Source organism: Acinetobacter sp. ATCC 27244 (assembly GCF_000156555.1).
GTDB classification, from domain to species: Bacteria; Pseudomonadota; Gammaproteobacteria; order Pseudomonadales; family Moraxellaceae; genus Acinetobacter; species Acinetobacter haemolyticus.
In genome coordinates this window covers 35,245-61,417 of the sequence record NZ_GG665951.1, presented here as the reverse complement: position 1 = coordinate 61,417, position 26,173 = coordinate 35,245, and the positions used below count along the sequence as shown (strand labels likewise).

The 26,173-nt window shown below is 38.8% G+C and carries 30 protein-coding genes; 21 read left to right on the top strand and 9 right to left on the bottom strand.

Annotated elements, in window-relative coordinates; genetic code table 11:
* The first annotated feature begins 120 nt into the window (after positions 1-120).
* Together HMPREF0023_RS04250 and HMPREF0023_RS04245 are read left to right on the top strand one after the other, a co-directional pair.
* The gene (locus HMPREF0023_RS04250) at positions 121-441 is read left to right on the top strand and encodes a helix-turn-helix domain-containing protein (RefSeq protein ID WP_008941275.1); all 321 of its coding nucleotides are present in this window, start codon (positions 121-123) and stop codon (positions 439-441) included.
* Complete coding sequence (locus HMPREF0023_RS04245) at positions 441-1,670, top strand: type II toxin-antitoxin system HipA family toxin (RefSeq protein ID WP_008941274.1); 1,230 nt, start codon at positions 441-443, stop codon at positions 1,668-1,670. Before HMPREF0023_RS04250 ends, HMPREF0023_RS04245 begins: the two co-directional genes overlap by 1 nt.
* Before the next feature lie 3 nt (positions 1,671-1,673).
* Here the strand turns inward: HMPREF0023_RS04245 and HMPREF0023_RS04240 are convergent, their stop codons facing one another.
* Both HMPREF0023_RS04240 and HMPREF0023_RS04235 read right to left on the bottom strand, forming a co-directional pair.
* On the bottom strand, positions 1,674-2,747 hold the full coding sequence (locus tag HMPREF0023_RS04240; RefSeq protein ID WP_008941273.1) for a hypothetical protein: 1,074 nt from the start codon (positions 2,745-2,747) through the stop codon (positions 1,674-1,676).
* A 93-nt stretch (positions 2,748-2,840) separates the two neighbouring features.
* A complete protein-coding gene (locus tag HMPREF0023_RS04235; protein WP_008941272.1) occupies positions 2,841-3,470 on the bottom strand; it encodes an alpha/beta hydrolase in 630 nt (209 codons plus the stop codon).
* Between the two features lie 125 nt (positions 3,471-3,595).
* On the opposite strand from HMPREF0023_RS04235, the gene yaaA reads away from it, so the two are divergent.
* Genes yaaA through HMPREF0023_RS04215 form a run of 4 tightly spaced genes read left to right on the top strand, consistent with a single transcriptional unit; the run spans position 3,596 to position 5,776 of the window.
* Positions 3,596-4,378 (top strand): peroxide stress protein YaaA, encoded by a 783-nt coding sequence (gene yaaA / locus HMPREF0023_RS04230; protein WP_005080417.1) that lies wholly within the window; start codon positions 3,596-3,598, stop codon positions 4,376-4,378.
* Between the two features lie 21 nt (positions 4,379-4,399).
* Entirely contained in the window at positions 4,400-4,663 is a 264-nt protein-coding gene (locus HMPREF0023_RS04225; RefSeq protein WP_004639332.1) for a hypothetical protein, read from the top strand.
* A gap of 9 nt (positions 4,664-4,672) precedes the next feature.
* Positions 4,673-5,290 carry a metal-dependent hydrolase gene (locus tag HMPREF0023_RS04220; RefSeq protein ID WP_008941271.1) on the top strand — a complete coding sequence of 206 codons (618 nt, stop codon included), beginning with the start codon at positions 4,673-4,675 and terminating at the stop codon, positions 5,288-5,290.
* A gap of 30 nt (positions 5,291-5,320) precedes the next feature.
* Positions 5,321-5,776 (top strand): NUDIX hydrolase, encoded by a 456-nt coding sequence (locus HMPREF0023_RS04215; RefSeq protein WP_008941270.1) that lies wholly within the window; start codon positions 5,321-5,323, stop codon positions 5,774-5,776.
* Positions 5,777-5,829: 53 nt separating this feature from the next.
* Here the strand turns inward: HMPREF0023_RS04215 and HMPREF0023_RS04210 are convergent, their stop codons facing one another.
* The 5 genes from HMPREF0023_RS04210 to HMPREF0023_RS04190 all read right to left on the bottom strand — a co-directional run bounded on the left by HMPREF0023_RS04210 (position 5,830) and on the right by HMPREF0023_RS04190 (position 8,577).
* Positions 5,830-6,615, bottom strand: coding sequence for a thiazole synthase (locus HMPREF0023_RS04210; protein WP_008941269.1), 786 nt, complete (start codon positions 6,613-6,615; stop codon positions 5,830-5,832).
* A gap of 23 nt (positions 6,616-6,638) precedes the next feature.
* On the bottom strand, positions 6,639-6,836 hold the full coding sequence (gene thiS / locus HMPREF0023_RS04205; protein ID WP_005080426.1) for a sulfur carrier protein ThiS: 198 nt from the start codon (positions 6,834-6,836) through the stop codon (positions 6,639-6,641).
* Positions 6,837-6,845: 9 nt separating this feature from the next.
* Complete coding sequence (locus HMPREF0023_RS04200; RefSeq protein ID WP_005080428.1) at positions 6,846-7,211, bottom strand: DUF423 domain-containing protein; 366 nt, start codon at positions 7,209-7,211, stop codon at positions 6,846-6,848.
* Positions 7,212-7,318: 107 nt separating this feature from the next.
* Positions 7,319-8,188: an RNA polymerase sigma factor RpoH gene (gene rpoH, locus HMPREF0023_RS04195; RefSeq protein ID WP_004639325.1), complete on the bottom strand. Its 870-nt coding sequence runs from the start codon at positions 8,186-8,188 to the stop codon at positions 7,319-7,321.
* A gap of 146 nt (positions 8,189-8,334) precedes the next feature.
* A complete protein-coding gene (locus tag HMPREF0023_RS04190; protein ID WP_004639324.1) occupies positions 8,335-8,577 on the bottom strand; it encodes a sulfurtransferase TusA family protein in 243 nt (80 codons plus the stop codon).
* Positions 8,578-8,954: 377 nt separating this feature from the next.
* Here HMPREF0023_RS04190 and HMPREF0023_RS04185 point away from each other — a divergent pair, with 377 nt between their 5' ends.
* The 3 genes from HMPREF0023_RS04185 to fba all read left to right on the top strand — a co-directional run bounded on the left by HMPREF0023_RS04185 (position 8,955) and on the right by fba (position 11,668).
* Positions 8,955-9,167 (top strand): cold-shock protein, encoded by a 213-nt coding sequence (locus tag HMPREF0023_RS04185; protein ID WP_000126912.1) that lies wholly within the window; start codon positions 8,955-8,957, stop codon positions 9,165-9,167.
* A gap of 101 nt (positions 9,168-9,268) precedes the next feature.
* Positions 9,269-10,420, top strand: coding sequence for an ATP-dependent RNA helicase RhlB (gene rhlB, locus HMPREF0023_RS04180; protein ID WP_004639323.1), 1,152 nt, complete (start codon positions 9,269-9,271; stop codon positions 10,418-10,420).
* A 210-nt stretch (positions 10,421-10,630) separates the two neighbouring features.
* A complete protein-coding gene (fba, locus tag HMPREF0023_RS04175) occupies positions 10,631-11,668 on the top strand; it encodes a class II fructose-bisphosphate aldolase (RefSeq protein ID WP_005080433.1) in 1,038 nt (345 codons plus the stop codon).
* A 48-nt stretch (positions 11,669-11,716) separates the two neighbouring features.
* On the opposite strand, the gene HMPREF0023_RS04170 is transcribed toward fba, so the two are convergent.
* On the bottom strand, positions 11,717-13,030 hold the full coding sequence (locus HMPREF0023_RS04170; RefSeq protein ID WP_008941268.1) for a peptidylprolyl isomerase: 1,314 nt from the start codon (positions 13,028-13,030) through the stop codon (positions 11,717-11,719).
* On the bottom strand, positions 13,030-15,501 hold the full coding sequence (locus tag HMPREF0023_RS04165) for an LPS-assembly protein LptD (RefSeq protein WP_008941267.1): 2,472 nt from the start codon (positions 15,499-15,501) through the stop codon (positions 13,030-13,032). Before HMPREF0023_RS04165 ends, HMPREF0023_RS04170 begins: the two co-directional genes overlap by 1 nt.
* Before the next feature lie 118 nt (positions 15,502-15,619).
* Here HMPREF0023_RS04165 and HMPREF0023_RS04160 point away from each other — a divergent pair, with 118 nt between their 5' ends.
* The 12 genes from HMPREF0023_RS04160 to HMPREF0023_RS04105 all read left to right on the top strand — a co-directional run bounded on the left by HMPREF0023_RS04160 (position 15,620) and on the right by HMPREF0023_RS04105 (position 25,869).
* On the top strand, positions 15,620-16,633 hold the full coding sequence (locus HMPREF0023_RS04160; RefSeq protein ID WP_005090347.1) for an aminoglycoside phosphotransferase family protein: 1,014 nt from the start codon (positions 15,620-15,622) through the stop codon (positions 16,631-16,633).
* A complete protein-coding gene (gene murU / locus HMPREF0023_RS04155) occupies positions 16,633-17,322 on the top strand; it encodes an N-acetylmuramate alpha-1-phosphate uridylyltransferase MurU (protein ID WP_005090351.1) in 690 nt (229 codons plus the stop codon). Before HMPREF0023_RS04160 ends, murU begins: the two co-directional genes overlap by 1 nt.
* A gap of 153 nt (positions 17,323-17,475) precedes the next feature.
* Positions 17,476-18,111 carry a 16S rRNA (guanine(527)-N(7))-methyltransferase RsmG gene (rsmG, locus tag HMPREF0023_RS04150; RefSeq protein WP_004639317.1) on the top strand — a complete coding sequence of 212 codons (636 nt, stop codon included), beginning with the start codon at positions 17,476-17,478 and terminating at the stop codon, positions 18,109-18,111.
* Between the two features lie 18 nt (positions 18,112-18,129).
* Positions 18,130-18,912 (top strand): ParA family protein, encoded by a 783-nt coding sequence (locus HMPREF0023_RS04145; protein ID WP_004639316.1) that lies wholly within the window; start codon positions 18,130-18,132, stop codon positions 18,910-18,912.
* On the top strand, positions 18,909-19,796 hold the full coding sequence (locus HMPREF0023_RS04140) for a ParB/RepB/Spo0J family partition protein (protein WP_004639315.1): 888 nt from the start codon (positions 18,909-18,911) through the stop codon (positions 19,794-19,796). The genes HMPREF0023_RS04145 and HMPREF0023_RS04140 overlap by 4 nt, the downstream gene beginning before the upstream one ends.
* A gap of 58 nt (positions 19,797-19,854) precedes the next feature.
* The gene (locus HMPREF0023_RS04135; RefSeq protein ID WP_005090353.1) at positions 19,855-20,484 is read left to right on the top strand and encodes a MotA/TolQ/ExbB proton channel family protein; all 630 of its coding nucleotides are present in this window, start codon (positions 19,855-19,857) and stop codon (positions 20,482-20,484) included.
* A 14-nt stretch (positions 20,485-20,498) separates the two neighbouring features.
* Positions 20,499-20,927: an ExbD/TolR family protein gene (locus HMPREF0023_RS04130; protein WP_017396091.1), complete on the top strand. Its 429-nt coding sequence runs from the start codon at positions 20,499-20,501 to the stop codon at positions 20,925-20,927.
* On the top strand, positions 20,924-22,651 hold the full coding sequence (msbA, locus tag HMPREF0023_RS04125; protein ID WP_004639312.1) for a lipid A export permease/ATP-binding protein MsbA: 1,728 nt from the start codon (positions 20,924-20,926) through the stop codon (positions 22,649-22,651). Before HMPREF0023_RS04130 ends, msbA begins: the two co-directional genes overlap by 4 nt.
* 2 nt (positions 22,652-22,653) lie before the next feature.
* Complete coding sequence (gene lpxK / locus HMPREF0023_RS04120; RefSeq protein ID WP_004639311.1) at positions 22,654-23,661, top strand: tetraacyldisaccharide 4'-kinase; 1,008 nt, start codon at positions 22,654-22,656, stop codon at positions 23,659-23,661.
* Positions 23,662-23,670: 9 nt separating this feature from the next.
* A complete protein-coding gene (gene kdsB, locus HMPREF0023_RS04115; protein ID WP_005080453.1) occupies positions 23,671-24,432 on the top strand; it encodes a 3-deoxy-manno-octulosonate cytidylyltransferase in 762 nt (253 codons plus the stop codon).
* 1 nt (position 24,433) lies between these two features.
* Entirely contained in the window at positions 24,434-25,417 is a 984-nt protein-coding gene (locus HMPREF0023_RS04110; protein WP_008941265.1) for a hypothetical protein, read from the top strand.
* A gap of 143 nt (positions 25,418-25,560) precedes the next feature.
* A complete protein-coding gene (locus HMPREF0023_RS04105; RefSeq protein WP_004639308.1) occupies positions 25,561-25,869 on the top strand; it encodes a hypothetical protein in 309 nt (102 codons plus the stop codon).
* The last annotated feature ends 304 nt before the right edge of the window (positions 25,870-26,173 follow it).

Sequence of the window (26,173 nt, the reverse complement as noted above, 5' to 3'; positions counted from 1 at the left end):
GGTCAAAAAGTATTTGGCCCGGTTTGGCTTGAGTTGGGGTGATTTTTAATAATCATTCTGCGGAATTTAAATATTTTGTGCTATATTTAAGTTCATATATGAACTTTTAAGCTACATAAAGTGTCAGAAATAAACCATAAAAATAAGTTTTATCCACTTGATGGGCAATTATTTACCCAGCAGTTGGCTACATTGATCAAGCAAAAAAGACTTGAGAAACGGCTACGTCAAAGTGATTTAGCTAAAGCAATTTCTACTTCACTATCAACAGTTAAGCGTATTGAAAAAGGTGATCATTCAGTCGAATTTGGTGTAGTTATAAAAGCACTATGGTATTTGAATATTTTAACTGATTTACAAAAAAATCTTCCAGCAATAGAAAATAAAGAAAGCCAAAAAAGCCGAGTTCGTTTGGAACGAATAGATGAGGATGATTTTTAATGAAACAAACGATCTATTTATATATTCAGCTTCCTGATCAAACTGACTTTGTGACCCTTGGGCGTTTAACAGTAGAAAATGGTGTTGGGCAATTTGTTTATGCGCCGAGTTATCCGACAACTTGGGTGGTAGATGAGATCCACTATCCATGGCGAAAAGAACCTTATACGATCACCACTAATAACGGTATCCCAAATTTTGTCATGGATATTATGCCTGATGCGTGGGGGAAAGTAATTCTCAAACGAATTTATGCAAGAGAAAAAGATACACCTTGGTCGGACTTAGATTTTTTGATCAAAGCAAAAAATGCAGACCGTTTTGGGAATTTGTGTGTGGGTGAGATTAAAACAGTCACTCAAAAAGCAACTTTAGAAAATTTCCAGCACTTAGTTAAATTATCAGATTTTCTTGATTTTAGTGTTGCCATGCGAAAAGGCGAGGCGATTACACGAATCCAGTTGGCCATGGCGCAAACGACTTCATTAGGAGGGGCTAGACCTAAAATTACTTTGGTTGATCAAGATAAGTTGTATCTCGCTAAACCAAAAGATCGGGATGATTTGATTAATGTGCCGCAAGTTGAATTTGCCTGTTTAAGCTTTGCTGAAAAAAAGGGATTGGTTGTTGCTAAACATCAACTTATTCAAGTTTCTCAACAGAGTGAACAGAAAGATGTATTACTGTTAGAACGTTTTGACCGTATTTATGATTTACAAAGTCAAAAATTTAAACGCTTACCGATGTTAAGTGGTTTAACGTTACTGGATGCAGAATGGAATAGCACTAATCATGAACGCTGGTCATATCCACTTATGGCAAATGAAATGTATCGAAAAGGGATGTCACAACAGGATATACATGAATTATTTCGGCGGATGATTTTTAATATTTTGATTGGAAATGATGATGATCATCCTAAGAACCATGCTTTTATGTATCTAAATGGTCGTTGGCGAATTGCTCCATTGTTCGATATTGTGCCAAATCAGGAATATAAACCCCAAGGATTGAGTATGCAGATCGGTATTTATGGTACTCAAATGGGGCGAGAAAATGTATTAAGTATGGCAAATCAGTTCTTATTGAGTCCCGATCAAGCACAAATGATTTTAGATGAGATGATTGGGTGGGAAGCTGAGTTGATTCAGTATTATCGCGCTCAACTCGCACCCCATGATGCAGAAATTGTCATTTCTGCTATGGGCGTGAGTTATTTAAAAACTTAGATGTTATTTCGATTGTGGATCATCTTTTTTACGCTGCGATTGACTAGATAAAAACTCCAAGTTCCAAAGTTTTTCAGCATGTCGACCAATCCACCAAAATGAAGCCGCCAATATGATAAAGAAGATTGCTTTATGCATACCAACCCAAAAGAACTCAAAATACTTGGTGTAGAGGTTAATAAATAAGAAGGTGATACCAAAACCACGTGAGGTGGCATCATCATGTTTTAAGCCATAGACAATTGCGATAATGGCAATAAATGCGAATAGTACGCCCCAATGTAACAGCTCATATTGCTTGACGTTATACCAGCTACCCAAGTCACCATAATTGCCAAAGATCGAGAGAATCCATAAGGCAATAAATAGATAAAGCAGTCCCATGACATAAGTTGAATGGGCGAAGTCTCTAAAATGCCCATAACGTTTAAATAACAGGCTTAAGCCAATCAAGGCACCGCCAAAAAAGACAAAGCGTAAAGGGAAGTTCATGCCTAGGTAATAGGCACCCCAACCCGACATATAGCCTGTTTCTGTCCCAAACCATGAGCCGAGTGAAAGTAGAGAGAACACCCAGATCAGTTTAGAAGGAAACCAGAAGGCAAGTGCGGCATAAATAATGGTAGAGAGTAGGAATAACAAAGAGAAATGCCCACTACCAGTATCAATCGCTTGACCGAAATAGGCGACAGACGCTGCGGTAGAAAGCACGCCTGCGAAAATAATCGCTTCATTGCTAAATTGATGTAAGGGTTTGGTTTTACGTCGAAGATAGGCAAAGCTATAAAAGGCCGCCGCAACTGTAGCAAAAATCAGACAAGGAATGATTTTGGAATCGATAAAGATTTTTTCAATTAACTTCATCAAGTAATCATCAAGTGTGATGGCAGCTATTGCAATCACTGTGCAAATCATTGAAATCCAGAACGAATATTTTGCGAGTCGTTCCCAGTCAAAAGACCGAATCGAAAAACTCTGATTTAATTTATTGGCCACATCAGGCGTAATCGTGCCTTGTTGTTGCCAGTGCTCAATGGTTTGCTTTAAAAAAAGTCCCTGTTTTTTATTTAATTTCATTATTAAAGAACCTAAATGCCTGTACATCTATACTGATATAACAGACATTGGGTTCAAAAGACGTATATTTTTCTTAGTAATTTGTTGTTAAGTCTACAGTTTTAAAAAACGACTAATGACTTGACGCAACTGTTTTAGATAACCTGTAAAGAAATGATTGGCACCCGGCAGAATCGTGATGGGGTGTTTTTGTGGTTTTGCCCAAGCGATCATATCTGAGAGGAGGGTAATATCATCTTGCTCGCCGTGAACAAATAAAATATCACCATCAATTGCAGGGGTTTTATAATGACGTAAACCAACCACAGAACCTGTTGGTAGGCCGCAGAGCACTAATTGTTTTGGACGTAACTCTTCACTGAGTTGTGCTTGGCATTTAGCCAATACATGAGAACCGAAACTAAAGCCACCGGCATAAAAAGTTAAACCAGCATGTTTTGCACGGGCATATTCAATCACAGCCATAATATCATCAGTTTCGCCGTGACCTTGATCATGTGTACCTTCGCTACCCTGTAAACCACGGAAGCTAGGACGATAAACCACACATCCCATTTCATTAAAAATCTGAGCCAATAGGACAGGGACTTTATGATGAGGTGTTCCACCTTGTAAAGGATGTGGGTGGCAAACAACAGCAAAACCTGTGATTTCACCTTGGGGTTGATCTACAAACATTTCAATTTGACCAACAGGACCTTGGATGAATACTTGCTCAGACATAAGATACGCAATGGATAATGGAAGAATCCACTATTTTACCGATAATGAAGAATGAAAACACGAATTGGCATTAAAAATTATCAACTGTTATAGTTTCACCAAGTTAAATTTATTTTTGATTGATTATGCTTGCTTTAATTTCTCCAGCGAAAACACTTGATTACACAACAGCTCTGCCTACAGATACATATACACAGCCACGTTTATTAGAACAATCACAGCAGCTGATTGATGTATGTCGCAAGCTTTCTGCGAGTGAAATCGCATCTTTGATGACGGTTAGTGAGAAAATTGCCAATTTAAATGTAGAGCGTTTTCGCGACTGGAATGCAGATTTTGATTTTTCCAATGCGCGTCAAGCCTTGTTTGCATTTAAAGGTGATGTGTACACAGGTTTAGATGCTTATCACCTAAAAGACCAAGATATCAACTTCGCCCAACAGCATTTGCGTATGTTGTCTGGTCTTTATGGTTTATTACGTCCATTGGATTTGATGATGCCGTACCGTTTGGAAATGGGCACTAAATTAAAGAATAGCCGTGGTCATAATCTATATGAATTCTGGGGCAATATTATCACCGATCAAATTAACCAAGATTTAGCTGAAATTGATGCAAAAGTATTGGTAAATTTAGCTTCTGACGAATATTATAAATCTGTGAATGAAAAGAAAATTAAGGCAGAAATTGTTAAGCCTGTATTCTTGGATCAGAAGAATGGGAAATATAAAGTCATTAGTTTCTATGCGAAAAAAGCGCGTGGTCTAATGGCAAGGTACTTGATTGAAAATAAATTAAACCAAGTAGGACAATTAAAAGCATTTGATAGTGAAGGGTATTACTTTGATGCTGAAAGTTCATCGAATAAAGAGTTGGTCTTTAAGCGAGATGAACAGCACGCAGCTTAGTTTTGCCTTGGGCAGGGTGGGATGTTAACCAAAGAATATTTATTAAAACATGCGATATCGTCTGATCAAGTTTGTGTCAAAGGACACCTGACAGAACCTCGTAGCTATGGAGTATATGCATTGCCTTTAGATCGCGATGGTACTCGACGATTCAGATTTGGTAATCATCCTATGCGCCAACAGGAACTGAAACACGAGTTTGGTTCCTGTACCTTATATCAGCTTTTTCTAGAACGTAAAGATGCTGAATCATTGGCAAAATGGCTGAATAAAGAAATCCAATGAGGATGAGCAATGCAGCAATATTTAACCTTATTAGAAAAATCATGGTTTGAACTGCATCAGTATTATCATTTTTCTGAACCACAGAAAGTTTTTAATAAGTTAATTGCTGCCTATAGTGAAAAGCAGCGGGCTTATCATACTGTTCAGCATTTGTATGAATGTTTGGTTTTGTTTGAATCGATTCGACCAGATTTAAATGATGCGAATGCAGTTGAGTTAGCACTCTGGTTTCATGATGTGGTCTATGATCCGCAAGCAAAGGATAATGAATTGAAAAGTGCTGAGCTGCTTGAATATTATTTGGCTCAAGATTTATCAGTTGATATTGTTCAAAAGATAAAACGATGGATTATTGCGACGCAAAAGCATGAAGCAACGGATGAGCTAGATTTGCAATTTTTACTGGATATTGATTTGGCGATTCTAGCTGCTTCACCAGAGCGTTTTGATGAATACGAACAGCAGATTCAGCAAGAATTTGCTTGGGTAGATCCAGATATCTATTCTATTAAAAGAAAACAAGTCCTAGCACATTTCTATCAGACAGAACCGCTGTATCAAACTGAATATTTTCAACAGAATTTTGAGCGAAAGGCGAAAAGTAATTTAAAGAATTTAATAAAATAAATGATTAAAGTTCATTAGTTGAGTCAGTAAGTGAAAGATTTAACATTAGATATTGCAGAGGGAAAACTTAATATTCGTGTGGCTGCTTGGATAGAGCATGAAGATCAGATTTTGGTTTCTACCTTTCCTGATGGAAGTATTTCTTTAGTGGGTGGTCGATTAAAATTTTCAGAAACGACCCTAGAGGGAATTCAACGAGAAGTGCTTGAAGAAACAGGAGAGTATTTTAATTCGCCTGTGCTTTTTGCGATTGTTGAAAATTTTTTCTATGATCCCGTTGTGGGGCGACATTTTCATGAATTTCTTTATATTTATAAAGGCGATATTCAAACAAAAGCTTCTTATCTTGATGATGCGACTGAAGCTCAAGTGATTTCATGGATGCCAAAATGCGAGATGAAACGGCTAAAACCAGATGTTTTACATGATCTTGCTTTGCGATCAACTGAGCAAGTTATTCATCTTGTTAATCTGGAATCAAGATAAATCATAATTGCATTAAAAAAGGGAGCCAACAGCTCCCTTTACTTTTACTTATCTTACTTAAAGAAATAACCCGTTTCAGGCGAGCTGGCATTGGCCATACGCTTACGAGGCATACGACCCGCTAAAAACGCTTCACGACCTGCTTCAATTGCTTTCTTCATTGCAGAAGCCATTAAAATTGGATTTTGCGCAGCCGCAATCGCTGTATTCATTAATACGCCATCGCAACCCAATTCCATTGCAATCGCAGCATCACTCGCAGTACCAACACCTGCATCCACTAAAACAGGGACTTTGGCATTTTCTTTGATGATGGAAATGGTGTGTGGATTGAGAATACCGAGACCAGAACCAATTAAGCTACCCAAAGGCATGATCGCAACACAGCCCATGCTTTCAAGCTCTTGAGCGACAATCGGATCATCCGAGGTGTAAACCATGATTTCAAAACCATCATCGATCAAGGTTTGCGCTGCTTTAAGTGTTGCGGTCACATTCGGATATAGGGTTTTTTCATCACCAAGGACTTCTAACTTCACTAGATTGTGACCATCAAGCAGTTCACGAGCCAGCATACAGGTACGAATCGCGCTATCTGCATCAAAACAGCCAGCTGTATTCGGCAAAATCGTATATTTCTCAGGTGGAATCACTGAAAGCAGATTCGGCTGATCGGCATGTTGCCCGATATTTACTCGACGAATCGCCACGGTCACAATTTCTGCACCACTTGCTTGAATGGCTAAATCGGTTTCATTTAAATCTTTATATTTACCAGTTCCGACCAATAAACGAGATTGGAAGGTACGTGAACCAATAATTAAAGGGGAATCTTGCATGGGCTTACTCCATTTTTAGCCGATTAGCCGCCACCAACAGCTTGAATAATTTCAATACGATCTTCAGGAGCAATTGCAGTTTGCTCAAGTCTACTTTTCGGAATAATCTGTTGGTTCTTTTCTACAGCAAAACGCTTGCCTTCTAGGGCTAGGTCTTGAATGAGTTGCTGTAAATTTTCACATGACGTGTCTGTGGACTCGCCATTTAGATAGATGTGCATGATAAATCCTTATTTCGTATGCTTGATTGCTTGCCACGCAATTAACAGCCAGCTTGCAATCATAAAGGCACCGCCAATCGGCGTAATCGCACCTAATATTCTAGGTAAGCCGAGCGCCATAATGTACAACGAACCACAGAAAAAGAGGATGCCAATTTGCATCAAAATAAACGGAATTTTTATAGGAAAACTTGGTGTAGTTTTATTTAGTACACTCAGAATTAATAAGCCGAGGGCGTGATAGAAAAAATATTGGGTTGCTGTACCCCACCAAACGAGTTGCTCAGGTGATGCAAAAGATTTGAGTCCGTGTGCGCCAAACGCTCCGAGCATAACTGCAAGGGCAAGATTGATTGCAGAGATCGCTATCCACATAATGAAAATGGAACTAGAAATTTGATAAGCAACGTTAACATATTCGGGTGTTTAAACAAAGCCAGATACAACAAAAGGGCATGAAAGCCCTTGTGTTTGATTTAATCTTAACTCGCAGACATGGCGGTTTTGATTTTTTCCATTGCATTTTTTTCAAGCTGGCGAATACGTTCAGCAGAAACATTATATTCAGCAGCAAGTTCATGTAATGTAGATTTATCATCGTCTAACCAGCGACGCTGTAAAATATTACGAGAGCGATCATCTAATTGGTCCATCGCTTGATGTAATGCGGCCGTACTTTGTGCTTCATAATCTTCTTCTTCAGCTAGGCGTGCTGGATCGTAACGATTATCTTCTAAGTAAAGGGCTGGCGCAGTATGAGGTGTGTCATCGTCATCATCGCCTTGTGCTTCGAAAGCAGCATCATAGGCGGTCAATCGACCTTCCATTTCAAGTACTTGTTCTGCCGTGACGTTTAAATCATTCGCGATTGCTTGCGCTTCTTCTAAAGTCAGGCGTTTACTCGATTTCTTCAAACTACGTAAATTAAAGAACAATTTACGTTGTGCTTTGGTCGTCGCAATTTTGACAATACGCCAGTTACGAATGACATATTCGTGAATTTCGGCTTTAATCCAATGTACAGCAAATGAAACAAGGCGCACGCCCATATTGGGATCGAAGCGCTTAACTGCCTTCATGAGGCCTAAGTTGCCTTCTTGAATGAGATCACCTTGTGGTAATCCATAACCTGCATAACTTCTTGCAATATGTACAACAAAGCGTAGATGTGACATCACCAATAATTTGGCGGCATCAAGATCTTGGTCATAATAATAACGTTCAGCAAGTTCTTTTTCTTGCTCGGCCGTTAAAATTGGAATTTGATTGACAGTGCTGATATATGCACCGAGGTTTACACCAGGCGCAGACAATGACAGGGGCATCAATTGATTGCTGCTGTCAGTAGTCATGGAGTCTCCTTATAGGATGATATTTGAGTCAACAATTTCATCTTAATGCGAATGTTCTTCATCACTAAGGAAATTTGAGTATAGAAATGTAAATTTATCTTTACGAGTAACCAAGAGTTTAACAAAGAATAGCAGTTCCACAAGACCTAGATGGATTCAATCAGATAGTGAAACTCATTTTCTGAGATTTTTTTTGTTTGGCATTGCAGATTCTGAATTTGGCAATATCGTGTTACATCAATTTCACTGTGTGGATCAGAAGACTTTAACAGGTAGGTTTTTTTACCTGTTGCTTTTTTTAGTGCTCGTTTCAACATAAGTAATGGCATCGGGCAAGGTTGCCCTAAGGCGTCGATAACTTCAGCTGAATGAGTAGGTGAGATAGTCATAAAGGTTGGATATAGCTTATATCAGAATTTATCTCATTTGATTTTATATACGTAAAGGAAGTTCAACAAGTTATTTTTGGAGAACCGTGTTTCTGTAAAATAAACTAAATGATGAGTATAAACAGATAGAAGCATGGGAAATAACTTAAAATAAGTCTATTAATTGTCATAAACCCATGTTAAGCTCGATGCGTTTTAGGAAGTGTTTCATTTCGTTTTATCGTAAAAAACCCTATAACAAATGGATGTAACCGGAAATTGTTGATAGTTTTACAGAATGATTACAAGCTTTAAAATTATAAGATTTTAAAACCTTGTTGGCTCTGCTGTTTGCAACACCGGAAGGTCCTTATCTTTCAATATCTGAGGATTGACTTATGACAGCTCGTGAACAAGGCGTAGTAAAGTGGTTTAATGACACTAAAGGCTTTGGTTTTATTCAACGCAATGGCGGTGATGACGTTTTCGTTCATTTCCGTGCAATTGTTGGTGATGGTCACCGTTCTTTACGTGACGGTCAGCGTGTAGAATTTAGCGTAGTTCAAGGACAAAAAGGTTTCCAAGCTGAAAACGTTCAGCCGTTAGACTAATTTGTTGCTTTAACGCGATATAAAAACGCTCCAATGTTATTTGGGGCGTTTTTGTTTATAATAACGACTTTATTTTGGTCATTGATGGTTTGAGAGCATATATGACGTCTGGTTTTGAAACCTTAAAATTACATCCGCAGTTGAAAAAGGCGATTGATGCTTTGGGTTTTACTCAAATGACTCCAATTCAGCAAAAGGTTTTAAAATATACGCTAGCAGGGCATGATGCGATTGGTCGCGCACAAACAGGGACTGGTAAAACGGCTGCCTTTCTGATTAGTGTGATCAATGATTTGTTAAATAATCCGATTCAAGAACAACGCTTTCGTGGTGAGCCACGTGCTCTAATCTTGGCGCCTACTCGTGAGTTGGCTTTACAAATTGAAAGTGATGCAAAGTCGCTGACAAAGTTTTCTAACTTGCACCTTGTAACGTTGTTGGGTGGGGTTGACTTCGATAAACAGAAGAAAATGTTAGATCGAAACTTTGTTGATATTATTGTTGCGACCCCTGGACGCTTAATTGATTTTGTTGAGCAGAAAGAAGTGTGGCTGGATCGCATCGAGTTTTTAGTTATTGATGAAGCTGATCGATTATTGGATATGGGCTTTATTCCTTCGGTAAAGCGTATTGTTCGTTATTCTCCATCCAAAGAGCAACGTCAAACTTTAATGTTTTCTGCAACATTTAGCTATGATGTGCTGAATTTAGCTCGTCAATGGTTGTTTGAACCTGTTACTGTTGAAATTGAACCTGAGCAAAAAACGAATGTTGACGTTGAACAGCGTGTATATGTTGTTGCAAAAGAAGACAAGTATAAATTGTTGCAGGATATTCTACGTGATGAGCCGATTGATAAAGTCATGATTTTTGCGAATCGTCGAGATCAGGTTCGTCGTTTATATGATCATTTGAAACGTGATGGTTACAAAGTTGGGATGTTATCTGGTGAAATTGCACAAGATAAGCGTTTGAAAATGCTGGATCAATTTAAGCAAGGCAAACACAACATCATGATTGCAACAGATGTAGCTGGACGTGGTATTCATGTTGATGGTGTCTCACATGTTGTGAATTTTACGCTGCCAGAACAATCTGATGATTATGTGCATCGTATTGGTCGTACAGGTCGTGCAGGAGCTCAAGGGGTGAGCATTAGTTTCCTGTCTGAAGACGATGCGTTTTACTTACCTGAAATTGAAAAAGCAATTGGTAAAAAATTACCGCTTACGCGCCTTGAAGGTTACTGTTAAGGATTGAATTGGTTCTTTTTAGTATTTGATGTCTAAGCATGAAATAATTAGAGGCTAAATCATTATTGGATTTAGCCTTTTTTATTGTTAAATGTGTTGTGATACGCAAATTACACAAAAGATTCAGGTTTTTTTTTCAAATCCTGTGATTAGTTGCTGAATTGAAATAAATCAACATGTAGAATATGGCGCATTACCTGGGAGGATATTATGGCTCTAATCTCGATGCGCCAGCTCTTGGATCACGCTGCAGAACACAACTACGGCGTACCAGCGTTTAACGTAAACAACTTAGAACAAATGCGCGCAATTATGCTAGCTGCAGATGCGACGAATTCACCTGTAATCGTACAAGCTTCGGCGGGTGCGCGTAAATATGCAGGTGCACCTTTTTTACGTCATCTTATTTTAGCTGCAATTGAAGAATGGCCACATATTCCAGTGGTAATGCATCAAGATCATGGTACTAGCCCTGATGTTTGTCAGCGTTCAATTCAATTGGGTTTTAGCTCTGTGATGATGGACGGTTCATTGGGTGCTGATGGTAAGACACCTACATCATATGATTATAATGTTGATGTAACTCGTCGTGTTGTTGCTATGGCGCATGCGTGTGGCGTTTCAGTTGAAGGTGAAATTGGTTGCTTAGGTAGCCTTGAAACTGGTTTGGCTGGCGAAGAAGATGGTGTGGGTGCAGAGGGTGTGCTTGATCATTCTCAATTGCTTACCTCGGTAGAAGAAGCGACCCAATTTGTTGCGGATACTAACGTTGATGCTTTAGCGATTGCAGTTGGTACTTCTCACGGAGCGTACAAGTTTACTCGTCCACCTACAGGCGATATTTTGGCGATTGATCGTATTAAAGAAATCCATGCTGCATTACCAAATACACATCTTGTAATGCATGGTTCAAGCTCAGTACCACAAGAGTGGTTGGCTGTAATTAACCAATATGGTGGTGATATTAAAGAAACTTATGGTGTGCCTGTAGATCAGCTTGTAGAAGCGATTAAACATGGCGTACGTAAGATTAACATTGATACCGATTTGCGTTTAGCTTCTACTGGTGCGATGCGTCGTATGATGGCTGAAAAACCAAGTGAATTTGATCCACGCAAATTCTTTGGTGAAACCGTTGAGGCAATGAAAGATATCTGTGTTGCTCGTTATGAAGCCTTTGGTACAGCAGGTAATGCAGATAAGATTCGCCCGATCTCTCTAGAGAAAATGGTTGATCGTTACAAATAATTTTGGTGCATAAAAATAGCGGCATTTGCCGCTATTTTTTTGGTTAAATTATTTTTGCGCTGCTTTTGAGTCCATATTTACATCTTTGATTTCAACGTAGGCATTAGCGCGTAGTTCGCGAGTCCAACTATCTACTTCCGTTTCAAATTGACGCTCACCTAAGATTTGGCGTGTCATACGTTCTTGCGCTTCTTTGGTCATATCTTGTTGGCGTGTATCTGTTACTTCTAAAATATGCCAACCAAATTGACTTTGGAATGGTTCGCTGAGCTGGCCAACAGGTATTTCCTTCATTACTTTTTCAAACTCAGGCACCATTACACCAGCATTGACCCAGCCTAAGTTGCCGCCATCACGAGCAGAACCTGGATCATTCGAGAAGGTAGCTGCTAAAGTTGCGAAGTCTTCACCTGCTTTAATTCGGTTGTATAAGCTATCAATCATTTGTTTAGCGCGATCAGAGCTTACAACTTCAGATGTTTGGATCAAAATGTGACGTGTTTTATATTGTGGAACAAGTGCACGTTGATCATTCTGTTTACGTTCAAGTAATTTTAATACATGCGTTCCATCACGAACATTGACTAAGCCAGTGGTTTGTCCTACTTGTAGTGGAGTGACGCGAGCAGCAAGTTCGGTTGGGATTTCAGATAAAGCACGGAAGCCCATATCTGCGCCATCAACTGTTACTGTTCCTGTCGATAATTTACTGCTGATTGCCTTAGGATCGTTACTTGTAGCAAGAGATCGTCTGACTTCTTCTGCAACTTTTTGTACTTCATTATTGTCCGTACCAGAAATACGCATATGAAGAACATGAACTTGTGTTCCTAAAGCTGCTTGACCTTCAGGTGATTTTAGGAAGTTTTCAACATCGTGATCACTGATTTTAATACGTGACATCACTTGTTGTTGACGAAGACGACCAATTGCAAGGTCTTCTGCAATTCGGTTTCTTAGATTTTCATAAGTGCCTGGTGCAATAGCATCTAACTTTTGTTGAAATGCGGATAATGAATTACTACCTGATTGATTGGCGACTCTTAATACCGCCGCATTTAAGCTATTTTCATCAGGTTTGATGCCATAACGTTTTACTTGTTCTAATTGAGCTTGGCGAATAATCAGTTGATCCAAAACCTGCATTTGTAAGTATTGCTTTGGAGGGACAGTTTGATTTTGAGCCTTGAGTTGGTGTTCAGCCTCAGCAATTCCTTGTACTAAGTCGCTTTTAAGAATGACACTACTATCTACAATTGCGACAACCTCATCCGCAGGTTGAGCAAAGCTATGCATTGATGAAGAAATTAGGGCTGCTAGAACAGTGGCTCTAAAGATATGTTGAAAATGTTTTATCTTCATTAACGTTGTGTCCAAGATTGATTAGTTTTGTTGAAACCTAAAACTCTATTCTCAAGCAGAGAAGATAGTTTGGTATTTAAAGCGCCTAAACCTTTCAGCGTAACTTCGGCCATAACGGCATTCTTCTTACGTACATCAGGAGAGTTTGGATCATCCAGATCGTTATAGTAAGAGCGACCGTATACTGAAACAGCCCAGCAGCAAGATTCGTAATTGACGCCCAATAAATACTCACGCATGAGGTTATTGTCAAGGTCATACTGAGCATGACCCATAATACGCCAATTATCTTTTACGGGTTGTATAAAGGATGCAACAACTTGATCGTAGGCATTTTGTCGGTCTTTGATATCTTTGCGGTAAAAATAACCAACATTATAAAGATTGCCTTTATCGCCAGTATAATATGCTTGAAAATCACGTTGCGCATTATCGCCATTCGACATCCATGCAGAGTTGGCGCTAATGGTAAAGTTTTGATTAAGTTGGCTAGTCAAATTGACTACAGGCCCAGTACGTCGCTGTGTATCAAATTCATCAAGTTGTTCGTTGAGGCTGACTCGACGATCATTAAAATAATAACTTTGTCCGACGCTGGCTTTGATACGCTCTAAGCCTTCAGTATCTAAGAGGCTATAAGTTACACCTAGTGACAGGAAGTTATTGTCATCTAAACGGTCGTGTCCATAAAAGCGATATGGATTAAATAATTGATCGTAATTGATCGATGCTGTTGTGGAATCAAAGTTTGGATGATCATCCTGTTTTCGATATGGTGAATAAGCATAAAAAGCACGTGGAGAAATACTTTGTAAGTACTTACCATCTTTTTCAAAAGTTAAACCTGTAGCCAATGTAAATTGAGGTACCACAACTGATTTTTCTAAATCATTAGAACTACGATCTTGTTGAGAGTCTTGATCGTAGAATGTATTGATACTACGTACAGAAGCCTCTGGAATAACATAGAACCATGATGGAGTAATATGATTGTATCGTACAGCAAATTGATTGTAGATACGTGTACCACTTGATTCTAAGGCAGATCCATCATTGATGGATTTTTTGAAATACGCAGTATCATTATTAAATTCATACTGTAATCCTTGTGGGTTACCTGCGACATAATTTAATAAGAATTGAGGTAATCGTGCATAAGGTTTGTCTTTGTCATCGATTTCTTTATCAAGTGTTTGGAAATCTTCAACTTTTAATTGTGCTCTTAGACCAGGGATGCCATTTCGATAATTAAGCTCCCATGCTCGGCGCAAGTTTAAATCGGTTCTTGTGTTTGGGTTGTTATTAAAGTCAGAAAAATATTCTTTATCTGATGCGTAATTGTATTCTAGATTGGTAGACCACTGATCATCAATTCTCCAGTTGTGGATAAAATGTAGATCGGAACGATTTTTTCTATTTTCGTACTCTTTATCATTCTGTATATATCCACCCCAGATTTGACCTGAACCAAAGTTTTCAGTCATGTAGCGATATTCAGCATCTAGCTTGGCACCACGGTTACTCATAAAGCTAGGTGTAAGCGTAAGATCATAATTAGGGGCTAGATTGAGATAAATGGGTACTGACAGTTGTGCGCCACCATCACTACTATAGCCAAAATTTGGACTGAGCATCCCTGTGGTGCGGCGATCATCGATTGGGAAGTTGAAATAAGGAACGGCAATCACGGGTACATTTTTGACATACAGCTTGGTGCCGCGAGTAACGCCGCGACCAGTATCTTGATTGAGTTCAATTTCTTTGGCTTGAATTTTCCAAGCCGGTTTTTGCTCTGGAGGGCATGCTGTATAGCTTGCATCCTTTAAAACGAGTAGATTTTCGTTTTTCCGCAATATTTGATTGGCTTGCCCGTGCGCATGTTGTTGCTCAGCAATATAGAAGCTGTTATTTAAATCGCCTGTTTGGGTCTTTAGATTATAGTTAATTTGGTCACTTTGGGTGAGTAACCCAGATTGAGCAAGTTGAACTCGACCTTGAGCATTTGCATGAGTTTGTGTGGAGTCAATCGTGACTTGGTCAGCGCGAATGGTGCGGCCTTCTTGGTCAATTACTACATTGCCTTGTAAAATTGAATCACCGTTCGGGTTGTAGTGACCATAATCTGCTGTGATAACAGACGTGGTGCTGTTTGCATCAGCTGGCTTGGTTGCAGGATTAATTGGAGTAATCCATGTACCTTGACAGAAGGACGAACTCAAATGCTGATTGTTACGCAGTTGAGCTTCTGGTGCGGTTTTATCTACATAATATTGTTGAAAAAAATGTTCACCAGCATAACTTTCCTGATCTGGTTTTACTTGATTTTTTTCGGCGATAGCCTTGAGTTTAGCATTGTCTAGTGTAGAGACATGAGACGTGGTGGAAGCCGCGAAACCTGTTTGAATCGTGCCGCCACACAAGAGTGTCAAAATAGCTGTTGCTAAAGGATTAAATTTAAACTGATGTTTCATTGTCTCATTAACCAGTATGCTAATTCACAATTAATTATTGTCGCATCATAGAGAAAAAGTTGATAAGTGGCTACACTTAAGCTCTCAAAATCTCAGCTAGTTTTAGATTTTATTGCAAATGAATACACAACGTGAACAATTGATACAAACTTGGTTGCAAGCCACTCTACAATCTGATCAATTTGAGATCAGCTTTTTGGCAGGGGATGCAAGCTTTCGTCGCTATGCGCGAATAAATTTACAAAACAAAACATATATGCTTATGGATGCACCTCCTGAAAAAGAAGATTGTACGCCATTCGTGACAATTGATGAGTTTTTTGATCAGCATGGTGTGCGCGTGCCGCATATTATTGCCAAAGATTTGGAAAATGGCTTTTTATTGTTAGAGGATTTTGGTGATGTAGTTCTATCGACGTTGCTCAATGATGCAACAGTGGATCAATATTATGCGCAGAGTTTTAAACAACTAATCGAATTGCAAAAGATTAATGGTCATGAGTTGTTGCCAGTTTATTCTTATGAAAAATTAATGACAGAAATGCGGTTGTTAACCGATTGGATGTTACCTTCGTTAAAAATTCAACCAACAGAGCAACAGCTTGAAACCATAGAACAAGCATTCGATTTTCTTGCAATTGAAGCTTTAAGTCAGCCGCAAGTGATTGTTCATCGTGATTTTCATAGTCGTAATTTGATGAAAATTGATAATGAACAAGAGCTGGGTGTCATTGATTTTCAAGATGCTGTAATTGGTGCAGATACTTATGATCTAATTTCAATTACACGTGATGCCTATGTTCAATGGAATGCGGCGCGCGTACACGAATGGTTTAATGTATTTTATGAGTTGTTGCCAGACGCAGCGAAAGTAAATCGTAGTTTTGAACAATTCAAGCGTGATGCTGATTTGATGGCGATTCAACGTCATTTAAAAATATTGGGCATCTTTGTGCGTTTATATGAGCGTGATGGTAAATCGGGCTATCTAAAGGATTTACCACGGGTAATGTGGTATTTGCTTGAAGAAAGTCAAGGTTATGATGAGTTAAATGACTTTATGCATTTTATACGTGAAACGGTTATGCCAAAGTTCATATTGAAATATGGCGAATATGAGGTTGCTGCTTAATGAAAGCGATGATTCTGGCGGCTGGTCTAGGTAATCGTATGCGACCACTTACATTACATACACCAAAGCCCTTGCTTGAAGTGGGAGGGAAACCGCTCATTGTTTGGCATATTGAAAAATTGCAGAAAGTCGGTGTAAAAGAGATTGTAATCAATACCGCTTGGCTGGGTGAAAAGCTTGTAGCTGCTTTAGGTGATGGAACTCAATTCGGCGTAAATATTTTGTGGTCGCACGAGGGGGAAGGTTTAGAGACAGCAGGTGGTATTATTAATGCTTTACCTTTGCTTGGTGATCAACCATTCATTCTTGTAAATGGTGACGTTTGGACAACAATGGACTTCGCATCATTGCTGGATGTTAAATTAGGGACTAAACAGGCACATTTGGTTTTGGTTGATAATCCACCACAGCATTTAAAGGGTGATTTTATTCTGTCAAACAATATGGCCTATACTTTTGATCAAGAGCAATGTGGTGAAGCGCTAACATATAGTGGCGTTGCGGTGTTGGCACCTCAGATGTTTATCGGCTTAGAGAGTGGTAAGCGTCCATTGGCTCCATTATTGAAAGAAGCGATGTTAGAACAGCAGGTTTCAGCTGAAAAAATGCAAGGAATTTGGGTGGATGTCGGTACTCCTGAGCGTTTGCAGCAGTTAGATCAACAGATACAACAAGGTGCGTTTGCTTAGCGTTAATAGCAAACCCTATTAAAAAACTTAATAGTTTGTGCAGTTTATCGTGTTTGTTCATGTTTAACTGCATAATCGTTCAACAAGTCCTACTGTGTCTTGTGACAGAAATAGGTATACTGCACAGCAAATTTATCGAGATGTCGCACTGTTATGCATCCTTTTTTTCAAGAATTAAAGCAAGGAAGTCAAGCCTTAGGTTTAAGTCTAAGCGAAGAAGCCTTAACACTTTTGTTGAAATATCAAGATGCTTTGGTGTTGTGGAATAAGGCATATAATTTAACAGCCATTCGTGAACCCAAAGAAATGTTGGTTAAACATTTATTAGATAGTTTAAGTATCTTAAATGATTTACCTGCTGGGCGTTTACTTGATGTTGGCACAGGTGGTGGCATGCCGGGCATGATCATTGCATTATGTCAACCAGAACGTGACTGTGTACTGCTAGATTCAAATGGGAAAAAAATTCGGTTTTTGAAGCAATTTATTGCAGATTTAAAGCTCAAAAATGTAATTGCAGTGCAAACACGAGTAGAAAGCGAAGATAGTATATCTGAGCTCGGTCATTTCGATGTCATTACAAGCCGTGCCTTTGCATCTCTGACAGATTTTGTGAATGCTGCACAGCCTTATATGCATGATCAAAGCATTATTGCAGCGATGAAAGGTCTCATTCCTGAGGATGAGGTGGAGCAGATGAAGGATGAGTATTCTTGTAAAATCATTGAACTTCGTGTGCCAAGATTAGATGAGCAACGTCATTTACTGTTACTTCAACGTATTCAATAAAAAATATTAAGGGTAGTTATGGCTCAGATTATAGCAATTGCAAACCAAAAAGGTGGTGTAGGGAAAACCACGACAGCGGTAAATCTTGCTGCTTCTTTGGCGATCTTGAAAAAACGTGTCTTGTTAGTCGATATGGACTCCCAAGGGAATGCGACGATGGGGTCTGGCATTCAAAAAAATGATTTACTTTATACAGTGGCAGACGTGCTTTTAGGTGAGGTACCAATCGAGACTGCAATACAAAAAGCTGAAGTTGGTTACAAAGTCTTGGGAGCAAACCGTGAACTTGCTGGTGTTGAGCTTACTATTGCCGAACAGGATGGTCGTGAGTTTATTCTAAAAAACGCGCTGCAAGAAATTGATGCATCATTTGACTATATTATTGTGGATTGTGCTCCGAGTTTAAGTCTGATCACTGTGAATGCTTTGGCTGCCGTAAATGGTGTGATCATTCCAATGCAATGTGAATATTATGCTTTGGAAGGATTGGCTGACTTAACCCAAACAATTGATCGTATACAAAAAGCATTGAATCCAAACTTGGAAATTGTTGGTGTATTACGTACCATGTATGATGCTCGTAATGCGTTGACACGTGATGTATCTGCTGAATTAGACCAATATTTTGGCAAGAAGTTATACGAAACTGTTATCCCCCGGAATATTCGATTGGCTGAAGCACCTGCACATGGTTTGCCTGTCATTTATTTTGAGAAGAGCTCAAAAGGTGCGGTTGCCTATTTGAATTTGGCCGCGGAAATGTTGAAGAAAAGTAAAGTCAAAAAAGGAAGTGCTGTATGAGCATCAAAAAACGCGGATTGGCTAAAGGTCGTGGTTTAGATGCGCTATTAGGTTCAATTCAGAAAGAGAAATTGCAACTTGAAGCACAAGCCTTGGATCATGGTCAACTCAAGCAAATTGATGTGAACTTATTAAAACGTGGTGAATATCAGCCTCGTCGTTTTATTCAAGAACAAGATTTACAAGAGCTTGCATCATCAATTGAAAAGCATGGCGTGATGCAACCCATCGTTATTCGTCCTGTAGATGATGAACAGTTTCCATATGAAATTATTGCGGGTGAACGTCGTTGGCGTGCTGCACAATTAGCGGGACTAACTGAAATTCCTGCAATTGTTCGTGAACTCAATGATCAGGTAGCGATTGCATTAGCATTAATTGAGAATATTCAACGCCAAGATTTAAATCCGATTGATCAGGCACTTGCATTACAACGTTTTCACGATGAATTTGGATTGAGTCATCAAGAAATTGCAGAGACAGTTGGTAAAGCTCGAACAACAGTAAGTAATTTGTTACGTCTATTAAGTTTGGCTGATCCAATTAAAGATTTCATGCAGCAAGGTCAAATCGATATGGGGCATGCACGTGCGATTTTGAGCTTAAAAGCAAAAGATCAAATGGACGTGGCAAAGATCGTTATTGAAAAGAGTTTATCGGTACGTCAAACTGAACAGTTAGTACGTGAGTGGAATGAACCAAAGCCTGAAAAGGAGAAAGTACAAGTTTCTCCAGATATTGAACAATTGACCCAAAAGCTGTCAGAGCGTTTTGGTGCAAATGTGAAAATTGATCATAATCAAAAAGGTAAAGGGAAAATGGTCATTCATTATCACTCATTGGATGAGTTGGATGGGATTTTAAATATTTGTTTACCTAACTGAACTTATAACATTGAGAAACCATCCTTTTATAATTTTTTAAATATTATTGGGGAATGATATGTGGGAACTTGTGAAAGCAGGCGGCTGGTTGATGCTGCCGCTTATTCTCTCATCAATTTTTACGGTTGCAATTATTATCGAGCGTTATATTCGTCTTAAACGCTCACAAGTTTTACCGCAAGCATTGTTGGTTAAAGGTGCCGATGTAGAGAATGTTATCTCGACTCTTGAACAGCCTGAAATAAATCATAGTGCTTTGGGACGAATTCTAAAGGCTGGATATGATCATCAGGATCAGGGGGAGCAGTTTGCTCGTGCTCAAATGGAAGCTACTGCTTCAGAAGAAATAACCCATCTTGAAAAAAACATAAATTTTTTAGGTACCTTAGGTGCAATTGCGCCACTACTTGGACTGCTGGGTACTGTTCTTGGGATTATTGAGGCGTTCTTGGTGGTTGATGTTGGGTCGGCTGGTAATGCAAGTATGATGATGCCAGGAATTTCTACGGCTTTGATTACTACAGCTGTCGGGATGTTGATTGCAATTCCAGCAATGATTGCTTACCGTTATTTTCAGCGAGTCGTTCATGAGTACGTGGCTGAGTTAGAACAGCAGTCAACATTGTTTCATGCGGCGCTTTTCCATAAAAAGACCCCACATGTTCAAGAACATCGTCGCGCCAGTTGAACGTAGGTGTGATGATGAAATTTAAACGCGCTCAAGTTGATGATATTCATATAAATTTGACACCTATGATCGACTGTATGTTGTTTATTTTGGTGTTTCTACTACTTTCTACCACCTTTAGTCAGCAAAGTCGCATAAACTTGACGTTGCCTGATGCTCAGGGTGTACCACCGAAACAATTCGATCACAAAATTGAAATAATGGTAGACTCAAAAGGGCATTATTCTGTGAACGGTCAAGCGATGGCAAGTAAGGAAGTTACTGATCTAAGCACAGCGATCAAACAGATTGCACAAGATCGTCGTGATTTTATGTTCGTGATTGCTGCTGATGCCAATGCTGCACATCAAGATGTTATTCGTGTGATGGATGTGGCTGGTCAGCTCGGTTTAGTCAATGTCAACATTAGCACTAAAGTTCCAACAAGAGGTTTTACTGAGTGAATCAAGATTTTAAGATCTATTTACGTCTTTTAGCTTATTTAAAATCTTATTGGGGCGTTGCCTTATTGGTGTTGATTGGCTTTAGTATTAATGCGGCTACAGAAGTTTCTGTTGCTAAATTACTTAAATTTATTATTGATGCCATTCAAGAGGGTAGTAGAGAAAATTTAAATTGGTTTCCAGCCTTAATCGTACTGCTCATGTTCTTTCGTGGTATTGGCCTGTTTCTGGGGGGGTACTTCACAGCTGTGATTTCCCGTCGGCTCGTGTTTAGTATCCGTCAAGAAGTGTATGCAAAATTGCTTAGATTGCCTTCTCAATATTACCTTGATAATACATCTGGCCACATCAGTTCAAAATTGATGTATAACGTTCAGCAGTTAACCGCAGCTTCATCAGATTCACTACAAACCTTGGTTAAAGATGGCTTAATCGTTATTGGATTGTTAAGCTATCTCTTCTATACCAATTGGCGATTAACGCTTTGTATCATTGTATTTATGCCTGTGATTGGGGTTTTGGTGAGAGTTGCAGCAAAACGTATGCGCAAGCTCTCAGTTCAAGTACAAAACACCATGGGTGATGTTAACCATGTGGTTCAAGAAACTATTAATGGTAATTCTGTAGTGAAAAGTTTCACTGGTGAAGCTTTTGAACAACAACGTTTTTATAAATCGTCTGAAGAAAATTTACGTCGCGGTTTGAAAATGGTAATTGTTCAGAATATTAATAGCCCGGTGGTACAGTTGATTTTATCCTGTGCGATGGCAGTCATTCTTTGGTTAGCATTACGCCCACAGGTGTTAGGTGACACATCTGCAGGTGAATTTGTTGCTTATATTACGGCAGCAGGTTTGATTTCAAAGCCAATCAAAAACTTGACTGATATCAATGAGAAATTACAACGTGGTTTAGCAGCTGCACATTCAGTTTTCGAGTTACTAGATTTACCAGAAGAAGAAAATAAGGGGCAATTAAAACCTGCACTCAAAGGCAGTATTCGCTTTGAACGCGCTAATCTTCAGTACTCTGATGGTACTCATGCGATTAAAGATTTCTCATTGGATATAAAAGCAGGGCAAACGATTGCATTAGTGGGTCGTTCGGGCGCAGGTAAAACGTCGTTAGTGAATATGCTGCCGCGATTCCAAGAGTTGAGTAGTGGTGAAATCTATTTGGATAATATAGCAATTGATCAAATAGAGCTTTTATCACTACGATCTCAAATCGCAATGGTTAATCAACAGGTAGTACTGTTTAACCGTTCGGTACGCGATAATATTGCTTACGGTCAATTACAAAATGCGAGTGATGAACAGGTGATTGCTGCCGCGAAAGCAGCTTATGCACATGAATTTATTATGGCATTACCGCAAGGTTATGACACGGTTCTAGGGGCGCAAGGTTTAAGCCTTTCAGGTGGCCAGCGTCAACGTATCGCGATTGCACGTGCGATACTAAAGGACTCACCAATTTTAATTTTAGATGAAGCGACCAGTGCTTTGGATAATGAGTCTGAATATTTTATTCAGCGTGCGTTTGATGAGGCGATGCAAGGTAGAACAACAATTGTAATCGCACACCGACTTTCAACTGTTGAGAATGCTGATTTGATCGTTGTCATGGACAAAGGACAAATCATAGAGCAAGGAACTCATGCTGAGTTGTTAGCAAAACACGGGATGTACTATCAACTTCATCAACGTAACTTTGAGGAAGAATAAGTATGTCGATGGCGCAACGCATACAAGATGCTTGGAACCAACAAGCCTCATGGTTAATTGTTTTGCGTCCATTGTCATGGCTCTATCGATTCGGCTTTTGCTTAAATCAAGCTTTGTATACTTTAGGTTTGAAGAAAGTATACAAGGCCCCTATACCAGTGATGGTGATTGGTAATATTACCGTGGGTGGTAGTGGTAAAACACCACTCTTGATTGAGTTGGTAAAGTATTTACAGCGACATGGTGTACGAGTTGGTGTGATTAGTCGAGGGTATGGTGGTCAGGGACCTTTTCCAGCAATTGTTGAACAACACGCTACACCTTCAAAAGTGGGTGATGAACCTTGTTTGATTGTTCAATCAACTCAGGTACCTATGGCTGTTGGCCCTAATCGTCAAGCTTCTATTGAGTTGCTATTAAAAACAGCTCAGTTGGATTTGGTTATCAGTGATGATGGTTTGCAGCATTGGGCTTTAGCACGTCAAATTGAATGGATCGTTTTAGATCAAAATCGTGGTTTAGGTAATGAAAAATTATTGCCAGAGGGCTATTTGCGCGAACCCAAATCGAGATTGCAAAACAGTACTGTGATTCAACATACTAAAAATGCTGATTCTAAGCTAAATATGCATTTAGGTCTTGGTGACCCATATTTACTAAACTCGGATCTCCAGGCGGATTGGTTTGATCCAAATCAATATTTTAATGCGGTTGTGGGGATTGGTTTTCCACAGCGCTTTTATCAAACGTTGAAAGGTTTGGGTGTTCATCAATTTCAAGCGCATGAGTTTCCTGATCATCATGATTACGAAATTATAGATTTAATGTTTGATTCAGAAGATGCCATTATTACCACTGAAAAAGATGCGGTAAAATTTAAACAACTATTGGAACAGCATCCAGAGTTTAATACAGCTATTTGGGTTGTACCCGTTAAAGCTGTTCTATCATCAGATTGCTACGACTTGTTAAAGCAACAATTGCAACAAGTTGGTATTCAGTTTTCTTAGAGAAAGACCATGAAACATATTGTTATACCTGCGCGTTTTGCCAGCTCACGTTTACCTGCGAAACCACTTTTGTTGATTCATGGTCGTCCAATGATTCTACGAGTAGTCGATCAGGCTAGAAAGGTCGGTGGTTTTGATGATCTATGTGTAGCAACTGACGATCCTCGTATTGCTGAGGTATGTCGTGCTGAAGACGTGGATGTGGTTTTGACGAGCGCTGATCATCCATCTGGTACAGATCGTTTAAGTGAGGTTGCACGTATCAAAGGATGGGCGGAAGACGATATTATTGTGAATGTTCAAGGCGATGAACCTTTACTTCCGGCGCTACTTGTTAAACAAGTGGCACAATTGCTTGTGGATAATCCTCAATGTTCAATGTCAACTTTGTGTGAGCCGATTATTCATTTAGATGAGTTCCAGCGCGATAGTATTGTTAAAGTTGTGATGTCGAATCGAAATGAAGCGCTTTATTTTAGCCGAGCAACGATTCCTTATGATCGTGATGGTGCTAAACAAGATGAGGTTAAGCTACATAGTCAAGCCTATCGCCATCTAGGTCTGTATGCATATCGAGTTAAATTATTACAAGAGTATGTAACATGGCCACAAGGTAAATTGGAAGTTCTGGAGAGCTTAGAACAGTTGCGTGTTTTAGAGAATGGTCATCGCATTGCGATTGCTGTAGCTCAAGCTAATCTTCCACCAGGTGTTGATACACAAGTAGATTTGGATCGACTTAATGCAATGCCAATAAGCGCGTTTGAGTAATATGATTGAAGATACGCAAGCAACGATGATCTATCCATGGCATCAGCAAACATGGGAGTTACTCAGTTCTAGGTTTCCTGAAGTTGGACATGGCTTATTGTTTTATGGCAAAAAAGGGTGTGCCAAAAATGAGTTCACAGCGCGTTTCGTTGCTTGGATATTATGTTTGAATAAACAAGCTCAAGCTGCTTGCGGTGAGTGTTCGAGTTGCCAATGGTTAAAATCTGATACTCATCCAAACTATGTACATATCACAACGGATGAAGATAATAAAAAGCAAAATGCAAAGATTAAAATAGAAAAAATACGTGATTTATTGCCATTTGTTCAACAAACGGGTGAGGGCTGGCGTGTTGTTGTGATTGAACCAGCAGAAGCACTAAATATTGCTTCTGCAAATGCATTACTAAAGACTTTAGAAGAACCAGGTGAAAAAGTTGTTTTGATTCTGCTTGCTGATCATTATTTGAAATTGCCAGCAACAATTCGTAGTCGGTTACAGCATTTCGCTTTGGATCGATTGAGTCAACAAGAAGCTGAGAAATATATACAACAACAAATACCACAAGTTATGCCAAATCAGATTTCATTGCTACTTAATCTGGCGAATGATATGCCGTTGACAGCAATTGAAATTGAAAAAAGTGATTGGCTACAAAAAAGATCTTTTTTTGTCGCTGATTGGCTGAAATTGGTTGCTGAAAAAAATATGCCTTTAAATTATGTTAATAAGTGGTCTAAAGAGTTAAATTTTTCAGAATTCATGACTATGTTTGAATATTTATTAGGGGATTTGATTGCTTTTAAGTTGAAACAACCTTTAAGAAATATTGATTTAGATTTTCAAGAATTAGAAAAACATTATGAGCTTGATGCTTTGTTCAGTATCTATAGTGATTTACAGCAAAAAAAGTTGATGGTTGCGCAGAACGTACAAACGCAATTAGTTATGGATGAGCTTTTTATGCAACTTATTAATATTTAGTTTTAAAACCATCCTGCTTTAAATTGCTTTAGGCGTTTTATGTAAAGATTGTATTTAAATTGTTTCTTGTTCTGTCATCCTAATTAAAAATATATAAAATGTGAGTTACTTCACAATAATATTAAAAAATAAGGAATATAGTGATGAAAATAAGACTATTTGCTGTTCTGTTATCACTTTACACTCTGCCTGTAATTGCTATGGCAGAGCCGAAGTTTGAATCAAATATTGATGGTTCTTCGATTTTGATCAATGCTTCGAATCTTGGGGCACAATCTTATGAGTGTGTTTATAGCTATTCATATAACCATCCTAAACAAAACGAGGGTGCATATCAGTTCAGTGGAAAACTACAGATTGAAGCTGGCGCAAAACAAGTCGCTGTTGTAACACGACATACGAATCAGGCTGTGATCAAACTCAACTTTGATTATAAATGCACACAAAAGTAAATTTAAATCCATCTCATAAAAACCATTCTTTTTGAAAATAGAAGAATGGTTTTTTTATTTTCTGATCTATGAAAATTTTAGCTTATTTGCACTAAAGCTATCTATAAATGGATCATCTTTTAGTTTTTCTTGTCATTTCGTTGAAACAGAGTTTGTTGTTTTGAATATTGTTTTCTATAATCAATTGATAAATTAACTTTAGATTTTTAAATTTGACGGTAAACCAAAGAAACGACGACAAAAATATATAGTGTTTTCTATATGTCTAGGCGTTATCAAGATCATAAACTTTGGTGATTTAGCG

What these genes read in the sequence shown, in the direction of transcription:
- kdsB (WP_005080453.1), top strand. Translation starts at nt 23,671, where the DNA reads ATGAAACATATTGTTATACCTGCGCGTTTTGCCAGCTCACGTTTACCT.
- HMPREF0023_RS04245 (WP_008941274.1), top strand. Translation starts at nt 441, where the DNA reads ATGAAACAAACGATCTATTTATATATTCAGCTTCCTGATCAAACTGAC.
- HMPREF0023_RS04140 (WP_004639315.1), top strand. Translation starts at nt 18,909, where the DNA reads ATGAGCATCAAAAAACGCGGATTGGCTAAAGGTCGTGGTTTAGATGCG.
- HMPREF0023_RS04110 (WP_008941265.1), top strand. Translation starts at nt 24,434, where the DNA reads ATGATTGAAGATACGCAAGCAACGATGATCTATCCATGGCATCAGCAA.
- HMPREF0023_RS04160 (WP_005090347.1), top strand. Translation starts at nt 15,620, where the DNA reads ATGAATACACAACGTGAACAATTGATACAAACTTGGTTGCAAGCCACT.
- HMPREF0023_RS04200 (WP_005080428.1), bottom strand. Translation starts at nt 7,211, where the DNA reads ATGTGGATAGCGATCTCTGCAATCAATCTTGCCCTTGCAGTTATGCTC.
- rhlB (WP_004639323.1), top strand. Translation starts at nt 9,269, where the DNA reads ATGACGTCTGGTTTTGAAACCTTAAAATTACATCCGCAGTTGAAAAAG.
- HMPREF0023_RS04130 (WP_017396091.1), top strand. Translation starts at nt 20,499, where the DNA reads ATGAAATTTAAACGCGCTCAAGTTGATGATATTCATATAAATTTGACA.
- HMPREF0023_RS04240 (WP_008941273.1), bottom strand. Translation starts at nt 2,747, where the DNA reads ATGAAATTAAATAAAAAACAGGGACTTTTTTTAAAGCAAACCATTGAG.
- HMPREF0023_RS04235 (WP_008941272.1), bottom strand. Translation starts at nt 3,470, where the DNA reads ATGTCTGAGCAAGTATTCATCCAAGGTCCTGTTGGTCAAATTGAAATG.
- HMPREF0023_RS04105 (WP_004639308.1), top strand. Translation starts at nt 25,561, where the DNA reads ATGAAAATAAGACTATTTGCTGTTCTGTTATCACTTTACACTCTGCCT.
- HMPREF0023_RS04170 (WP_008941268.1), bottom strand. Translation starts at nt 13,030, where the DNA reads ATGAAGATAAAACATTTTCAACATATCTTTAGAGCCACTGTTCTAGCA.
- lpxK (WP_004639311.1), top strand. Translation starts at nt 22,654, where the DNA reads ATGTCGATGGCGCAACGCATACAAGATGCTTGGAACCAACAAGCCTCA.
- HMPREF0023_RS04210 (WP_008941269.1), bottom strand. Translation starts at nt 6,615, where the DNA reads ATGCAAGATTCCCCTTTAATTATTGGTTCACGTACCTTCCAATCTCGT.
- murU (WP_005090351.1), top strand. Translation starts at nt 16,633, where the DNA reads ATGAAAGCGATGATTCTGGCGGCTGGTCTAGGTAATCGTATGCGACCA.
- HMPREF0023_RS04185 (WP_000126912.1), top strand. Translation starts at nt 8,955, where the DNA reads ATGACAGCTCGTGAACAAGGCGTAGTAAAGTGGTTTAATGACACTAAA.
- HMPREF0023_RS04145 (WP_004639316.1), top strand. Translation starts at nt 18,130, where the DNA reads ATGGCTCAGATTATAGCAATTGCAAACCAAAAAGGTGGTGTAGGGAAA.
- yaaA (WP_005080417.1), top strand. Translation starts at nt 3,596, where the DNA reads ATGCTTGCTTTAATTTCTCCAGCGAAAACACTTGATTACACAACAGCT.
- thiS (WP_005080426.1), bottom strand. Translation starts at nt 6,836, where the DNA reads ATGCACATCTATCTAAATGGCGAGTCCACAGACACGTCATGTGAAAAT.
- HMPREF0023_RS04165 (WP_008941267.1), bottom strand. Translation starts at nt 15,501, where the DNA reads ATGAAACATCAGTTTAAATTTAATCCTTTAGCAACAGCTATTTTGACA.
- rsmG (WP_004639317.1), top strand. Translation starts at nt 17,476, where the DNA reads ATGCATCCTTTTTTTCAAGAATTAAAGCAAGGAAGTCAAGCCTTAGGT.
- fba (WP_005080433.1), top strand. Translation starts at nt 10,631, where the DNA reads ATGGCTCTAATCTCGATGCGCCAGCTCTTGGATCACGCTGCAGAACAC.
- HMPREF0023_RS04190 (WP_004639324.1), bottom strand. Translation starts at nt 8,577, where the DNA reads ATGACTATCTCACCTACTCATTCAGCTGAAGTTATCGACGCCTTAGGG.
- rpoH (WP_004639325.1), bottom strand. Translation starts at nt 8,188, where the DNA reads ATGACTACTGACAGCAGCAATCAATTGATGCCCCTGTCATTGTCTGCG.
- HMPREF0023_RS04225 (WP_004639332.1), top strand. Translation starts at nt 4,400, where the DNA reads ATGTTAACCAAAGAATATTTATTAAAACATGCGATATCGTCTGATCAA.
- HMPREF0023_RS04220 (WP_008941271.1), top strand. Translation starts at nt 4,673, where the DNA reads ATGCAGCAATATTTAACCTTATTAGAAAAATCATGGTTTGAACTGCAT.
- HMPREF0023_RS04135 (WP_005090353.1), top strand. Translation starts at nt 19,855, where the DNA reads ATGTGGGAACTTGTGAAAGCAGGCGGCTGGTTGATGCTGCCGCTTATT.